Annotated in this window: 10 protein-coding genes; 3 read left to right on the forward strand and 7 right to left on the reverse strand. The window is 41.2% G+C overall.

Annotation, left to right across the window (positions count from 1 at the left end; genetic code table 11):
• The first annotated feature begins 160 nt into the window (after nt 1-160).
• Together uvrA and ACW6QP_RS05035 are read left to right on the forward strand one after the other, a co-directional pair.
• The gene (gene uvrA / locus ACW6QP_RS05030) at nt 161-2,947 is read left to right on the forward strand and encodes an excinuclease ABC subunit UvrA (RefSeq protein WP_457909839.1); all 2,787 of its coding nucleotides are present in this window, start codon (nt 161-163) and stop codon (nt 2,945-2,947) included.
• 139 nt (nt 2,948-3,086) lie between these two features.
• Complete coding sequence (locus tag ACW6QP_RS05035; protein WP_457909760.1) at nt 3,087-4,307, forward strand: hypothetical protein; 1,221 nt, start codon at nt 3,087-3,089, stop codon at nt 4,305-4,307.
• 132 nt (nt 4,308-4,439) lie between these two features.
• Here the strand turns inward: ACW6QP_RS05035 and ACW6QP_RS05040 are convergent, their stop codons facing one another.
• Genes ACW6QP_RS05040 through ACW6QP_RS05055 form a run of 4 tightly spaced genes read right to left on the reverse strand, consistent with a single transcriptional unit; the run spans nt 4,440 to nt 9,947 of the window.
• Nucleotides 4,440-5,903, reverse strand: coding sequence for a lipopolysaccharide biosynthesis protein (locus tag ACW6QP_RS05040; RefSeq protein WP_457909761.1), 1,464 nt, complete (start codon nt 5,901-5,903; stop codon nt 4,440-4,442).
• The gene (locus ACW6QP_RS05045) at nt 5,904-7,187 is read right to left on the reverse strand and encodes a glycosyltransferase family 4 protein (protein ID WP_457909762.1); all 1,284 of its coding nucleotides are present in this window, start codon (nt 7,185-7,187) and stop codon (nt 5,904-5,906) included. It abuts the gene before it with no gap.
• A 6-nt stretch (nt 7,188-7,193) separates the two neighbouring features.
• Entirely contained in the window at nt 7,194-9,635 is a 2,442-nt protein-coding gene (locus ACW6QP_RS05050) for a YfhO family protein (RefSeq protein ID WP_457909763.1), read from the reverse strand.
• Nucleotides 9,636-9,662: 27 nt separating this feature from the next.
• Nucleotides 9,663-9,947: a DUF4834 family protein gene (locus tag ACW6QP_RS05055; RefSeq protein ID WP_457909764.1), complete on the reverse strand. Its 285-nt coding sequence runs from the start codon at nt 9,945-9,947 to the stop codon at nt 9,663-9,665.
• Nucleotides 9,948-10,049: 102 nt separating this feature from the next.
• Here ACW6QP_RS05055 and ACW6QP_RS05060 point away from each other — a divergent pair, with 102 nt between their 5' ends.
• Nucleotides 10,050-11,003, forward strand: a complete 954-nt coding sequence (locus tag ACW6QP_RS05060; RefSeq protein ID WP_457909765.1) for a transporter — start codon at nt 10,050-10,052, stop codon at nt 11,001-11,003.
• Nucleotides 11,004-11,061: 58 nt separating this feature from the next.
• On the opposite strand, the gene ACW6QP_RS05065 is transcribed toward ACW6QP_RS05060, so the two are convergent.
• The 3 genes from ACW6QP_RS05065 to ACW6QP_RS05075 all read right to left on the reverse strand — a co-directional run bounded on the left by ACW6QP_RS05065 (nt 11,062) and on the right by ACW6QP_RS05075 (nt 15,731).
• On the reverse strand, nt 11,062-12,321 hold the full coding sequence (locus ACW6QP_RS05065; RefSeq protein WP_457909766.1) for an aminotransferase class I/II-fold pyridoxal phosphate-dependent enzyme: 1,260 nt from the start codon (nt 12,319-12,321) through the stop codon (nt 11,062-11,064).
• A 137-nt stretch (nt 12,322-12,458) separates the two neighbouring features.
• Entirely contained in the window at nt 12,459-13,499 is a 1,041-nt protein-coding gene (locus tag ACW6QP_RS05070; RefSeq protein WP_457909767.1) for a PLP-dependent cysteine synthase family protein, read from the reverse strand.
• Nucleotides 13,500-13,601: 102 nt separating this feature from the next.
• Nucleotides 13,602-15,731, reverse strand: a complete 2,130-nt coding sequence (locus ACW6QP_RS05075; RefSeq protein ID WP_457909768.1) for a S9 family peptidase — start codon at nt 15,729-15,731, stop codon at nt 13,602-13,604.
• Between the last annotated feature and the right edge of the window lie 52 nt (nt 15,732-15,783).

Consider the following 15,783-nt stretch of genomic DNA (forward strand, 5'->3'; position numbering starts at 1 on the left):
TGCAATAGGCGATCTAATTAGTTTGGCATCAAATATAGCAAAGTAAATTTGACAATAACAAATAAAAGCTTAAATTTTTAACATTACTATAAGAAATAACCCGCTTTTTATGCCGCCTTAGTTTGAGTACATTTGCAATTCCTATTTCTGATAAATGAGCATGAATATTGACGTTTCCGGAGTTGATCCCAAAGAAAACATAATAATAAAAGGTGCAAAACTGCACAATTTAAAAGACATAAATCTGGTGATTCCCCGCAATAAGCTGGTGGTTATTACCGGGCTCTCGGGTTCAGGAAAATCCAGTCTGGCCTTTGATACTCTTTATGCCGAAGGACAGCGGCGATACGTTGAAAGTCTTTCATCATATGCCCGGCAATTCCTGGGAAGACTTAACAAGCCAAAAGTTGATTATATAAAGGGTATTGCACCCGCCATCGCTATAGAGCAGAAAGTTAACTCAACAAATCCGCGGTCTACGGTAGGTACCTCTACTGAAATCTACGACTATTTAAAATTGCTCTTTGCCAGGATAGGTAAAACCTACTCTCCCGTATCGGGCAATGAAGTAAGAAAAGATACGGTTAGCGATGTAATAAATTATATCAGGTCTTTTGCTGAAGGCGAAAAATTACTCCTGCTCTCCCCCATTCATTTGGAAAACGGAAGAAGCCTGGAGGAAAAGATCAAAGTACTGGCTCAACAGGGCTATAGCCGAATTAAGCTTGGAGATAAGGTTACAAGGATTGATGAAGCCAATTTTGAAGAAGCAAAGCTTTCTGAAACTTTCTTGGTGGTAGACAGGATCATTACCCGCGATGAGGAAGATTTCTATAACCGCCTTGCCGATGCTACTGAAGCCGCTTTCTTTGAAGGTAAAGGCGAATTATTCGTCGAAAAGATGAAAGATGAAGACCGTAGGCATTTTAGCAATAAGTTTGAGTTGGACGGAATGAACTTCCTGGAACCTAATGTGCATCTTTTCAGTTTCAATAATCCTTATGGAGCCTGCCCGAAATGTGAAGGCTATGGCGATGTAATTGGTATAGATGAAGACCTGGTGATTCCAAATACCGCACTTTCAGTTTATGAAAATGCGATCTTTCCCTGGCGCGGGGATAGTATGAGTTGGTACCGGGACCAACTGGTTAATAATTCTCATAAATTCGATTTCCCAATTCATAAACCCTGGTTTGAGCTTTCTGATGAGCAAAAAGATTTGGTTTGGAGCGGAAATCAATACTTTGAAGGAATTAATGAATTCTTCGAATTCCTCGAGAGCAAAGCCTATAAAATTCAGAACAGGGTAATGTTATCCCGCTATCGAGGGAAAACCCGATGTTCAGCTTGTAAAGGAAAACGACTAAGGCCGGAAGCCGAATACGTGAAAATTGCGGGGAAAAGCATCACCCAACTGGTAGATTTGCCAATCAATAAAGTACGCGACTTTTTCACTGATTTGGAATTAAACGAGTACGACTCCCAAATCGCTAAACGTCTGCTTACCGAAATTCGCAACCGATTAGAATTTCTCTCGCAGGTTGGCCTGGACTATCTCACCCTAAACCGGAAATCCAATACGCTTTCTGGCGGGGAATCCCAGCGAATTAATCTCGCGACTTCTCTTGGTAGTAGCCTGGTAGGTTCGATGTATATTCTAGATGAACCTTCAATTGGCTTGCACCCGCGGGATACCGAAAATCTAATCGGGGTGCTGGAGCATCTTCGGGATTTAGGCAATACGGTGATCGTAGTGGAACACGATGAAGATATTATGAAGGCGGCCGATGAAATTATCGATATAGGCCCCGAAGCAGGCACCCACGGAGGAGAAGTAGTAGCCACAGGGAATTATTCCGATTTTCTCAAGGCCTCTTCCCTTACCGCCAAATATTTAAACGGAAGCGATCAAATTGAAGTCCCGGCCGAAAGACGAAAATTCAAGAATTTCATTCAGATTCTTGGAGCCCGGGAGAATAACCTGAAGAATATCGATGTAAAAGTTCCCTTAGGTATTTTTACCGCTATTACCGGGGTATCTGGTAGTGGGAAAAGTACTTTGGTCAAAAGAATTCTATATCCCGCTATGCAAAAAGAATTGGGAGGCTATGGTGAAAAAGCCGGCCAATACAGCGGGATTGAAGGTAGTTTCAGCAACCTTGGGAGCATTGAATATGTAGACCAGAATCCTATTGGAAGATCTTCCCGATCTAACCCGGTAACTTACATCAAGGCTTACGATGATATAAGAAACCTCTTTGCAGATCAAAAACTTTCAAAAATAAGAGATTTTAAGCCAAAGCATTTCTCTTTTAATGTAGATGGCGGTCGCTGTGATGTTTGTAAAGGAGAGGGTGAAGTTACCATCGAAATGCAGTTTATGGCCGATGTGCATCTGGAATGCGAAACCTGTAACGGAAAGCGCTTTAAAAGAGAGGTGCTCGAGGTGGAGTTTGAAGGAAAGAATATCGATGACGTGCTCTGCCTTACCATAGATGATGCAATCGATTTTTTCAGCGAAAAGAAACAGGATAAAATTGTAAAAAAATTAAAGCCTCTTAAAGATGTTGGTTTGGGTTATGTACAATTAGGTCAAAGCTCCTCTACTCTTTCGGGCGGGGAAGCCCAACGTATTAAACTGGCATCTTTCCTGGTAAAAGGAAATACGCGGGAAAAAGCCTTGTTCATTTTCGATGAACCCACCACAGGCCTGCATTTTCACGATATTAAAAAACTATTGAAATCCTTTAACGCTCTTCTAAAGAAAGGACATAGCCTAATTGTAATTGAACACAATATGGACCTTGTAAAATGCGCCGATTATGTAATCGACCTGGGGCCTAATGGTGGTGAAAATGGCGGGTACCTTGTGGCTCAGGGAACACCAGAAGAGGTTTCACGATCTAAAGACTCTCTTACCGCTAAATACTTAAAAGAAAAACTATAATCTTTTGATTTTAAGAAGATATCCACCTGCAATCCGGCTCTTAGGCCGGATTGCAGGTTTTTGGCATAACCTTTGTTTTTAATAGACTGTCTAAGGTTTATCCTTAAAAACATTTACTCACAAGCTTAACCTATATATCATGAAAAACCTCATACTAATACTCAGTTTTATTTTTTCTGCATTCAGTGTATCAGCCGATGCGCCACGTAATGCATATAATGAATCATTTATCTTCATTGAGAATGGGGTAGAATTTGCTGTTTATCCTAATGGTGAATTCGATTTCTACTATAATCCCGACTTTCGAAGAGCCAATGTGGTTAACATTTCAACCCCGAGAATGAATATTAGCTTCAACTCAGGTTATGATTATGGTGCCTATGTGCAGTATGATGATTATGGGGCTGTAATACAGGTAGAAAATGTACCTATCTATTACGATTACTACGGAAGGATTATCCAGGCTGGTGATGTATTTATTCAGTATAACCCTGCAGGCTTCGTGCATCGTGTAGGTAACTTAAGAGTTCATTACAATCGGTTTAATCAAATTGCACATTATAACGGCTATATCAATAGGTTTAACCGTCATTATGTTTATCGCCCCTGGCACGACTTTTATATGAGACCTCGTGCAGCTGTAAGTATAGTGTTTCACCAGCCTTATAGAGCATATTATCAACCACACCGTATGTCGTATGTGCAATATGTGAATGTCTACAACACCACTTATATCAATAAGGTACGAAACAACTTTTACCGTCCAGATCAGCGGGTAGTATCATACAATCAGGGAAGGCGCACTTCGCAACAACGTGAAATCACGAAGGTGAATACTCGTGATAGCAGGGTGACCAGTCAAAGTTCTACCAGAAGAAATTCTGCAGTGAATAACGCGAGAACCTCTAATTCTAATGAGAAGAGAATTAGTGCTACGAGGGAAAGAAGCAGCGATGCCCGCGGTAGAACTACTACCAGGCAGGAAGCTACTACTTCCAGAGGTAGTTATAGCACAAATAGAGTTCAGGCTACCAATACGCGTAGATCTCAAGCTGCCTCGGGTCGAAACGTTCAAAGCCAGCGTCAAAGTAGCCCTGAAAGAGCTCAGGCAACCCCGCCCCGAAGCACCCGAACTTCTACAGCGCGAACCAGTGCGCCGGCTAAACAAACTGCTGTGCAAACCAGGTCGCAAACCAGAAGCAATACTTCAGTGAGGACCCAGAGAAGCAGTAGTACAAGGCAACAAGCCAGGACCAGTACTCCTACCCGCCAACCTGCCGCTGTAAGAAGTAGTTCTTCTTCAAGCAGAAGTTCTGCAAACACCAGAACTCAGCGCAGTAGCAGAGGTCGTGGAAATTAATAAATTTTTGGCCGGTTTAAAGTTCGGCACGGAATATGTATAATAATAGAAAAGTAAGTTCATAATTTAATTTTTTGGTTGGTTAGTTGGAAACCCCCAAAGCGTCTTAGGATGCCGCGGGGGTTTCTCCTTTTACAGCTTGGGCCATTTCAGGAGTGTTCGAAGTAAACGAGTGGTATCTTCAGAAAATTTAAACCAAAAAACAACGATTAAATATCCCAAAACAATTATTCCAGACTTCAGCGCAATATTGAGAATGGGATGGAAATTAAAATCCCACCAAAAGAAAACCAAACAGCTGGCGGCAATTAGAATCAACACTTTTAATGTTTCAAAGCTAAAGGGCACCAACTTAAATTTTGCGTAGACCAGGTAAATTTTAGTAGTATTATAACCTACAAAAGCCAGAAAGCTGGCAATTGCTGCACCTTCTATTCCAAATTCAGGAATAAAAATAAGGTTGAAAACAAAAGCAAGCAAGGCCAAAATAACCCCCACTCCCAGCACCAGCCGATAATAATCTGAATTAAACAGGATGCTGTTGTTATTTCCCAAAAAATTATCATAGAGTTTCACCAGCGAAAGCAGAAAAATCACCAAAAGGCTTAGTTCGTATTCATCGGGAATCATCTCATAAAGCTGCCTCACGTTGCAGAGAATCAGCACAAATATGAGTCCGCTTATAATTAAAAGATTTAGGGAACTACGGGTATATAATTGGCCCAAAGCTTTTTTATCTCGCTCATTGAGCATTTTAGCAGTTAGCGGGTGTGTGATTTGGTGCATCGCCTTTTGAGGCACCGAAATTACCGTAGCTATGTATACTGCTATTCCATAAATCGCCACATTTTCTATAGGCAGGTAATGCTCAATCATTACTTTATCCAGGTCTAGCAAAACCATTGCTACCGAAGCTGCTATCAAAATAAGGGCGCTGTATTTTAGAACGCTCGAAAGATTCGCCGGAAACTCAATACTTAAATTGGGCCGGTGAAGCCTAAAGGCATAGATTTTCATCGCAAGCATTCTCAAAATGAAAACCAGGGCTACGGCATAAATAAAACTCTCTACACTAAGCCATTTAAAATACACGGCAAATAATAAAATTGAAATACAAAACCTGTGAAAGATCTCTTTCATAAAATTGCCAAAAACACTCTTGTAATAAAGTTTAGACCAGGCAAAAAAGATCTCGAAATAGGCTGTAGCTACAGCAATCACAAAAATTAGCCAAATATAGGCTTGCACAAGGCTATTGCCCTCGCTAAAATAATCGAGTAAAAAGTCATATCCAATCCAACCTGCAATCCCTAAAAAAACAGATACCAAAAGAGGTAAAAACAGCACCAGGTTTAATAATTTATCCTGCTCCTGCCTGGACTTATACGAACTAAAAAATTTAATCAGCGTGCTATGCACTCCAAAAGCCATAAGCGGCCAGATTAAATTTGCAGCCGATAATAAAAAACTCACCAAGCCGTAATATTGCTGTTCCAGGAAATAAGTAAATAAAAACAGGGTATTAATCGCCCCAATCCCAAACCCCAGATAGGTGGTCACAAGATTTTTAGCCGATTGTTTAAAGATTAATCCCATTTAGTATTTCTGAATGATTTTAGCCAGCTTTTCGGTTAAACTGCGCCGATGATATTCATTTATATCTTCTGAAGCTAAAGTGCCAGCATTGTTCTTAAATAGATTAAACAACTCGAGGATATAGCTTTTAATTTCAGGTTGTTGATAATACTTAAAACTTTTCCCGGCTGAAGTTTCTGAAATTATCCTTGCGGCATCCCAATCTTTAGGGCCTACTGCCAAAATTGGTCTTTTAGCTACCAGGTATTCGAAAAGTTTTCCCGGAATAATTCCCCTGGTCTCTTCACTATCTATTTCCAAAAGAAGTAAAACCCTGCTTCTTCTTTGAATTTTTAAAGCTTCATTATGGCTTACATAATCATTAAAGCTCACAAAAGGCTCCAAACCAGCAGCCAGGATGCTATGTTTCACCTGCGAACTGATAGCCCCGGTGATTTCCAACTTTAAATGATCCCGAAAATCTTTATTTTCTTTCACCAAATCTCCCAAACTTCGCCAGAGATTTTCAGGGTTTCTTCCTGAAAGCAAGGAGCCTACGTGACTTATTAAAAAATCTTCAGAGGGCTGTACTTCTCCAATCTTTTCATCATCAAACCCATTGGTGATTAAATGCACAGGTTTGGAAGTTTTTTTGCTGAATTCTTCCCGGGTGGTATAACTGGTCACAATAATTTCATTAGCAGCTTCAAGAATCTTTCTTTCCAGTTCCAGATGCTTCGATTTAGATTTTTCAGTAAGCTTTAATTTGGAATGATAACCAATATTGGTCCAGGGGTCGCGAAAATCGGCCAGCCAATTAACATTAAACTTTTCCTTTAACTTAAAGCCTATAAGATGAACACTATGAGGAGGCCCTGTAGTTATAACTGTGTCGATATTTTCTTCCTTCAGAAAATCTGATAGAAATTTTACCGATGGCTTTATCCAAAATTTACGGGCATCGGGAATAAAGAAATTCCCTCTAATGTAGAGCATTAATTTCTGCAGAAATCCCTGTTTGGCTTCATCTTCAATAATCCCGGTGCTTATAGTTTTGGTTTGAGAGCCCGAAAGCAAAGAAGCAAATGCATAGGGTTCAAAAATGTTTTTTTTAATAACCTTTATTCCCTTCGGAATTTCGCTTTCAGAAGATTTATCGATTAAGGGATAATGGGCATTCTCGGGCACATAAACAACCGGCTCAATATCGAATTCCCTGAGGTATTTCACAAATTTGAGCCAGCGCTGCACCCCGGGTCCTCCGGCCGGGGGCCAGTAATAACATATAATGAGGACTTTTTTCATCTAAACCTATTTAGAAGTCTCTTTAACTTCCTTTCGCTTTTCTTCCTTAAGCTTATATACCAGTCCACCGATTAAAATCAAGGCCAGAAGAATGGTGCTGCCCAATGCAATACTGCTTCCGGTTTTGATAACCTGCGGCTCAAATCGAAATTCGAGTTGATGTTCTCCTGCCGGAATATTCATCGCCCTAAGCAAATAATTAGCCCTGAAATGCGGCACTTCCTGCCCGTTTAAATAAGCCTGCCAGCCCGGCTGATAGTACATTTCTGAAAATACAACAAGGTCATCCTCTTCCGCAGAAATTTCATAGATTAATTCATTGGGTTGCTGGGAAATCAACTCCACCTGGGCTGTGCCCTTAGCCGCAAACTCCTGATTTACCTCTGCCTTAAAGCTTTCATTTATTACCGCCGTGGTCTTTAGATCTACTTCTTCAAGCTTCAGAATTTCCTCATCGGCGCTGCTCACCCATTCGATATTCGATACCGCCCAGGCATTGCCAAAAGCCTCAGGATTTTGCTGGGCTACAGTTCCTTCTTCAGTAGGAATTATAAAATATTTCGCATTGAGCATATTGAGGATCTCCATATCGTTGTTGGAGATATAGAAATCATATAAATCCTGCATTCTGCCCGGTTTTGCGGCGTGATAACCTCCAATGGAGTGATGCCAGTAAGAGGTTTGCCCCGTATTGAAAGGACTTACCGAAACATCAAAAACCCTATAGCGACTTTCATCCTGAAGAATCTGCCTGTCGGCTTCCCGAATTCTGAAAGGTTCTTCCATTTGTCTTGCCTGCACAAAATCGTCGGCATTAACATAGCGTTTGGCTACTCCTACTAAATCGAACAGGAGCAAGATCCCAAAAATCACCAAAAAAGCGTTTTGTTTGAGTTTGCCTTTTAAATAGAACCACCCAAGACCAAAGCAAAGAGCTACCAGTACGAAGCTTCTTATAGCATCGGCAGTAAAGATAGCTTTGCGGTCTTCTTTTAAAGCCCGCATAAAATCCATTCCAAGTTGCTCTCTCAACCCGGCATCGCCTGCACCGCTAAAATCAAATAATACCGACTTAAACAGTAAAAATGCCAGGGCCAGCCCTCCCGTGATAATTCCTGAAGATTTTAAAGCCTTAATCTTTTCTTCTGAAGAAAACTTCGCCGAAAACAGCTTTGCAATCCCAACCAGAGCCATAAGTGGTACCACCAACTCCAAAATAACCTGGATTGAAGAGACCGCTCTGAATTTATCGTACAAAGGCACAAAGTCTACAAAGAACCGTGTAAGAAAATCGAAGTTTTTACCCCAGGATAGAGTAAGGGCAAGTAAACTTCCTCCTACAACCCACCATTTCAAACGGCCGCGCACCAGAAAAAGAGCAAAGACAAAGAAAAAGATAATGCTGGCTCCAATATACGCCGGTGCGGCAACTATGGGCTGATCTCCCCAGTATGTAGGTGCATTTTTTGAAAATTCGGCGGCCTGTTGAGGGGAAGCTCCCAGTTGTATTATCGTATCGTAAATATGGGCGTCTGTACCGAGATTTTCGGCATTAGAGCCACCCATAAACCTCGGGATAAAGAGATTAAATGTTTCTTTAATTCCGTAGCTGTATTCTGTGATATAGGCATAATCCAGCCCCGAGCCGGTTTTAGGCGAACCATCTGGGTTAATATTTAGTTCAGATTTCCCACGGGTGCTAAATTCAGCATATTCCTGGGTGGCCAATAGATTGGTTGCGTTGGCACCTACGGCCAACACCACAGCCAAAACCATTACTCCCAGAGCCTTGAAATACTGCGGAATTTTATTTTTCCTAAAAGCATCGATCAAATACGCAATTCCCAGGACCACCACCAGTAACAACAAATAATAGGTCATTTGAAAGTGATTGGCACCAATTTCAAGGGCCATCGCTACCGCCAGGAGAAGGAATCCAAAAAGGAATTTTTGTCGAAAGCATAGAATAATACCGGCCAGCACCATAGGCATATAGGCGATGGCGTGGGCCTTGGCATTATGCCCCACCCCGAGAATAATGATAAGATAAGTTGAAAACCCAAAAGCTAAAGCTCCTAAAAAGGCCAGGCGATAGTCTAATCGCAGACTAAGCATCAGGATGTAAAAACCTATGAAATAGAGAAATAAATAATCGGCAGGACGTGGTAAAAACCGTAAAGCCGAATCGAGTTTTTTGATATAATTATGCGGATAATAAGCTCCTAGCTGATAGGTAGGCATACCTCCAAAAGCAGCATCGGTCCAGTAGGATTCCTGCCCGGTTTGGGCCCGGTAATCATTTTGCTCCTTGGCCATCCCGGTATACTGTGCAATATCGCTTTGGAAAATTGTTTTTCCCTGAAGCACCGGATGAAAATAAATTAAGGAAATGATCACAAATCCCAACAATACAAGAAGATGCGGGATGAACTGCCTGAAATTAGCCATTAAATAGGAATTTTATTACAGCCGAAATTAATCAATTTCTTCGTAATCGATATATTCACCTACCTTTTTGTTCCCTCTTCGGTTGTTCTTCGGTTTTTTATCGATGCTCACCTTTCCTTCGGGTTGAGAGCTTCGGCCACGACTTTGTTGCTGAAACTGGTCAAACTGGCTTTGAAATTGTTTCCCGGCCTTTTTCAAGAACCATTTCAGAATTAATGGGCCAAACCAGCGAATAAGTATTTTGAAACCGAAGTATACTAACAGGATAATAAGAATCGTTTTCAGTACTCCGGAAAAAGATGCTGTCAACATTGAATTGCTTTTTGCAAAAATAAAAATAAGCCGGCAGAAACGCCCCGGGCGGCTCCTAAAAAATTAATAAATCTTATATCTTTGAGTATAACCCAGAATCTAATGATCCAAAAAATATCACTATTATTCAGCCTTCTTGTTATAGCCGCCATCTTGCCGGCACATAGTCAATATACCGAAACCATCAACTCCAACCGCCCGGGTGAATCCCAGGGGGCTTTTGCTGTTGGCCCCGGAGTTTACCAACTCGAAGCGGGAGCTTATATGGGAAAAGACGAGCATCGTTTATTTGAAAACGAAACCGATATCCTGGGCACGCAATACGGCCTTAGGGTTGGTTTTTTAACCGAAATTCTGGAGTTGAATTTCTTCGGAAGTTTCCAGGATCAAACTACACGGTATTTGGTAGGAAACACTGATACTGAATACAACACCCGAAATTTCCCTCAATCTACCTTTGGCGCCAAATTTCTGCTTTTCGATCCGGCGAAGAGCCTGCCCGAAGACGAAGTGAATTTATACAGCTGGAAAGCGAACCAAAAGTTTAAATGGAAAAAATTAATCCCGGCTGTTGCCATTTATGGTGGTGCCAATCTGAATTTTTGGGAAAATCCGTTGGTGCCAGAGAGCGAGTCGGTTATTTCCCCAAAAGCAGCTATAATCACTCAAAACAACTGGGGTCGCTGGGTTTTAATCGCCAATTTCATAGCCGATAAATTTACCGAAGAATATGATACCTATGCAGCCATCGTAACCCTAACCCACGCCTTTAACCCGAAATTTGCCATTTTCGGAGAATACCAGGGGACTATTAGTGACTTTTATGCCGACGATATTTTAAGGGGAGGTGCAGCCTATCTATTCGGCAAAAACTTTCAGGTGGATGTCTCTGGCCTGGTGAACTTCAAAGACACTCCTTCCCGATGGCAGGTAGCTGCGGGAGTTTCCTACAGGCTGGATTTTCATAAAGATGATGATATTTCAGGCGAATCCCTGGACGGAATTGAAAGGCAGGAAAGGTCTAACAGGCAGCGAAATTATCAGAATGATTTTTAAAGAACAGTATAAAAAAAGGGTCGAAAATTTCGACCCTTTTTAATTTGTATTGAAATAATTATTCTTTCATCGCAGCGGTAACCGCAGCTGAAAGGCGTTTATAAGTACCATTCTCCAAACGCTCACGAATCGCAGAGAAAGCCTCCAGGGTTTCCTGGACGTCTTCAAGCGTGTGAGTAGCTGTTGGGATTAACCTCAATAAGATTAAGCCTTTAGGAATTACAGGATACACCACAATTGAACAGAAAATTCCGTGGTTTTCTCTAAGGTCTTTTACCAGAGCCATCGCTTCAGGAATACTTCCTTTTAAGTAAACCGGGGTTACACAGCTTTGAGTGGTTCCAATATCAAATCCGCGATCTTTTAATCCGTTTTGCAGTGCATTTACATTTTCCCAGAGCTTGTTTTTAAGCTCAGGCATAGTACGCAACATATCCAAACGCTTTAATGCTCCTTCTACCAGTTGCATTTGTAGCGATTTGGCAAACATTTGCGAACGCAAATTATATTTCAGATAATCGATAATTTCTTTATCGGCAGCGATGAAAGCTCCGGTACTTGCCATAGCCTTGGCGAAAGTCGCGAAGTATACATCTATTTCATCCTGCACTCCCTGCTCCTCACCAGCTCCTGCTCCTGTTTTTCCAAGAGTTCCAAAGCCGTGAGCATCATCTACAAACAGGCGGAAATTATATTTTTTCTTAAGCTCAACGATTTCTTTAAGTTTTCCCTGCTCACCACGCATTCCGAAAACACCTTCAGAAATAAGCAAAATTCCACCTCCGGTTTGCTCGGCGATTTTGGTTGCTCTCTGCAGGTTCTTCTCGATACTTTCCATATCGTTATGCTTATAGGTAAAGCGTTGCCCCAGGTGAAGTCTAACTCCATCGATTATACAGGCGTGAGCATCGACATCATATACAATCACATCGGCTTTTGAAACCAGTGCATCAATGGTTGAAACCATTCCCTGGTACCCGAAATTTAAAAGATAAGCAGCTTCTTTTTTCACAAATGAGGCCAGTTCATCCTGAAGTTTCTCGTGCATATCGGTATGACCACTCATCATTCGGGCTCCCATAGGATAAGCCGAACCGTATTTAGCACCTGCTTCAGCATCAACTTTTCTTACCTCTGGATGGTTCGCCAGCCCCAGGTAATCGTTTATACTCCAGGTAATCACATCTTTTCCGCGAAATTTCATACGGTTGGAAATTGGCCCCTCGAGTTTAGGAAATACGAAATATCCTTCTGCCTGCTCTGCCCACTTTCCTAAAGGTCCTTTATCCTTGTATATCTTGTCAAATAAATCTCTCATTGATATTTTTTTACGAGCCGCAAAAATACTTAAAAATGGCTCAATTGTACAAGCTTATTTTCCCAGCCTGAAATCTATAAAAAAGAAAGGCATCCTGCAAAAGAAGGATGCCTGTTATATTATTTCTTCTGAAGCATTTATCGAATTATTTCTATTCCCTGTGACTCCAGTTCATTTTTAGTGTCAAAAAAGCCCTGATCGGTCATCCATTTGTCGCTGTATACCTTACTCATATATCGGGAACCGTGATCGGGAAAGATCACCACTACGTGGCTATCCTGCTTAAATTCTCCTTCTTCGGCCAGTTGTTTAAGTCCCTGGGTAGCCGCACCGCTGGTGTAACCCACAAATAAACCTTCGGATTTTGCCAGTTCTCGTGCGGTATGCGCGCTTTCTTCATCGCTTACCTTTACGAATTTATCGATCATATCGAAATCGGTAGCCGATGGAATAAGGTTTTTACCCAATCCTTCAATACGGTACGGATAAATTTCAGCTTCATCGAATTCACGGGTTTCGTGATATTTTTTAAGCACCGAGCCATAGGCATCGATTCCAATCACCCGAATATCGGGGTTTTGTTGTTTTAAAAATCTTGCTGTTCCCGAAATCGTACCTCCGGTACCACTACAGGCTACCAGGTGGGTGATTTTACCTTCGGTTTGTTTCCAGATTTCAGGACCGGTAGAATTAAAATGAGCATCCATATTCAGCTCATTAAAATACTGGTTGATGTAGACCGAGCCTTTAATTTCCTGGTGCAATCTTTTTGCAACCTGATAATAAGACCTGGGATCATCGGCAGCTACATGTGCGGGGCACACATAAACCTTGGCTCCCATTGTCTTCAGCATATCGATTTTATCGTTTGAAGATTTTGAACTCACCGCCAGGATGCATTCATAACCCTTAATAATACTCACCATAGCTATACTAAACCCGGTATTACCAGAAGTAGTTTCTATAATAGTATCGCCGGGTTTAAGAATTCCTTTCCTTTCGGCTTCTTCAATGATGTAGAGTGCGATTCTGTCCTTAGTGGAGTGCCCGGGATTAAAAGCTTCTACCTTTGCAAAGTAGTTTCCTTTAAAACCCTGGGTTATTTTGTTAAGCTGTATGAGGGGCGTATTCCCAATTAATTGTAACACGTTATCATACACCTGCAATTCTTCTTTCATAAATGAAGTTCTTTACAAAATTAGGTTCTTGATTTTTTCAGGCTTCACTTTTTGAAAAAATCATGATTGCAAAACCGGTCAAATTTAAGGCAAATTTTTGAATTAATGGGTGATTCCCTCCAAATCCAGTAAAAAGGCATATTCTTCGGCAACTTCTTTTAAGGCTTCAAACCTTCCTGAAGCCCCTCCGTGACCGGCATCCATATTGGTGTGGAAAAGCAAAATATTATTATCGGTTTTTAACTCTCTAAGACGTGCCACCCATTTTGCGGGTTCCCAGTACTGCACCTGCGAATCGTGTAAGCCCGTAGTCACCAGCATATTCGGATAAGTTTGAGCCTTTACATTATCATAGGGAGAATAGGATTTCATATATTCATAATAATCCTTATCATTAGGATTCCCCCATTCATCGTACTCCCCGGTGGTAAGTGGTATACTATCATCTAACATAGTGGTTACCACATCTACAAAAGGCACAGCGGCAATTACCCCGTTATAAAGCTCGGGGGCCATATTTACCACGGCACCCATCAAAAGCCCCCCGGCCGAACCTCCCATCGCATACAAATGCTGTGGAGAGGTGTAATTTTCAGAAATTAGGTGTTTGCTTACGTCGATAAAATCGGTAAAGGTGTTCTTCTTTTTGAAAAGTTTCCCATCCTCATACCAGCTTCTTCCCAGGTATTCTCCTCCACGAATATGGGCTATGGCGTAAATAAACCCGCGATCGAGCAAGCTTAATCTTACTGAAGAAAAATAAGGGTCTATGGTAGAGCCGTAAGAGCCATAGGCATATTGCAAAACGGGATTCTGCCCGTTTAATTCAAGACCTTTTCTATATACCATAGTCACCGGGATTTGAGTACCATCTTCGGCGACTGCCCAGATTCTGCGGGATTCATAGTTGTTTTTATCAAAGTTTCCTCCAAGAACTTCCTGCTCTTTTAATACCGTTTTCTCTTTGGTTTCCATATTAAAATCTACCACCTGGGTAGGCGTGGTTAGACTGTTATAGGTATAGCGCAGAATTTTGGTATCGAAAGCAGGGTTTATGGAAGAATAAGCCGTGTAGGTCTCATTATCGAAAGGCAAATAATATTCTGAATCATCTTCCCAACGAATTATTCTAAGCAGGTTTAAGCCGTTATGCCGTTCGCTTACTACCAGGTAATCCTTGAAAATATCGATGTCTTCAAGCATATAGTCATCGCGGTGAGGGATAAGATCTACCCAATGCTCCTTTTCGGTTTGATCAACCGGGGTTTTCATCAATTTAAAATTGGTAGCCCCATCCAGATTTGTCAATACGTAAAAATGATCTCCAAAATGCGAAATGCTATATTCAAGCCCCCTTAGTCTCGGCTGGAAAACCCTGAATTTCCCTTCGGGATCATCGGCTCTCAGGATGCGATATTCGGTGGTTAAAGTACTATGCGAACCAATAATTATATATTCTCTCGATTTAGACTTATATACATAAGTATTAAAAGTTTCATCCTCTTCTTCAAACACCAATTGATCATCTTCGGGATTGGTACCCAGAATATGTTTATAAACCCGGTAAGATCTTAAAGTTTGTTCATCCTTTTTAGTGTAAAAAAGCGTTTTATTATCTGCTGCCCAGGTAGAGCCGCCGGTGGTATTTTCAATTTTATCCTGATAAATTTCGCCGGTTTCCAGGTTTTTAATCTGAATCGTATATTTTCTTCGACTCAAGGTGTCTACTCCAAAAGCAACCAGTTTATTGTCGGGACTCACATTAAGCCCGCCTAAACTATAATATTCAAAACCTTCGGCCATTTGATTGACATCAAACATTACCTCTTCCTCTGCTTCGAGACTTTCTTTTTTGCGGGAATATATGGGGTAATCCTTTCCGGTTTCGAAACGGGTAATATACCAGTAATTATTCAACTTGTACGGCACCGATTCATCATCCTCCTTAATTCGGGATTTCATTTCTTCGAATAATTTCTGCTGAAAATCTTTTGTATGAGCAGTCATTTGCTCATTGTACTTATTTTCGGCTTCCAGATATTCGATAACCTCGGGGTTTTCCCGGTTATTCATCCAGTAATAATCATCCCGGCGCTGGTCCCCGTGAAAATCGAGGATCTTAGGGATTTTCTTGGCAATTGGAGGTATGATTTCTTTTTTCAATTCAGAATTATTTTGAGCGAGCGCAAAGGTAAAGTTTAATAACAAAAAACATAATAAATGTAATTTCATATCTATCTCATTGAAGCGGTAATTTAGTAAATTTGTTTGTTGGAAATTTAAA

The sequence above is a fragment of the Salegentibacter haimaensis genome (genome assembly GCF_054121495.1).

Coding starts and splice junctions, on each gene's coding strand:
- ACW6QP_RS05055 (WP_457909764.1), bottom strand. CDS start 9,947: ATGTTGACAGCATCTTTTTCCGGAGTACTGAAAACGATTCTTATTATC.
- ACW6QP_RS05075 (WP_457909768.1), bottom strand. CDS start 15,731: ATGAAATTACATTTATTATGTTTTTTGTTATTAAACTTTACCTTTGCG.
- ACW6QP_RS05040 (WP_457909761.1), bottom strand. CDS start 5,903: ATGGGATTAATCTTTAAACAATCGGCTAAAAATCTTGTGACCACCTAT.
- uvrA (WP_457909839.1), top strand. CDS start 161: ATGAATATTGACGTTTCCGGAGTTGATCCCAAAGAAAACATAATAATA.
- ACW6QP_RS05065 (WP_457909766.1), bottom strand. CDS start 12,321: ATGAGAGATTTATTTGACAAGATATACAAGGATAAAGGACCTTTAGGA.
- ACW6QP_RS05050 (WP_457909763.1), bottom strand. CDS start 9,635: ATGGCTAATTTCAGGCAGTTCATCCCGCATCTTCTTGTATTGTTGGGA.
- ACW6QP_RS05035 (WP_457909760.1), top strand. CDS start 3,087: ATGAAAAACCTCATACTAATACTCAGTTTTATTTTTTCTGCATTCAGT.
- ACW6QP_RS05060 (WP_457909765.1), top strand. CDS start 10,050: ATGATCCAAAAAATATCACTATTATTCAGCCTTCTTGTTATAGCCGCC.
- ACW6QP_RS05045 (WP_457909762.1), bottom strand. CDS start 7,187: ATGAAAAAAGTCCTCATTATATGTTATTACTGGCCCCCGGCCGGAGGA.
- ACW6QP_RS05070 (WP_457909767.1), bottom strand. CDS start 13,499: ATGAAAGAAGAATTGCAGGTGTATGATAACGTGTTACAATTAATTGGG.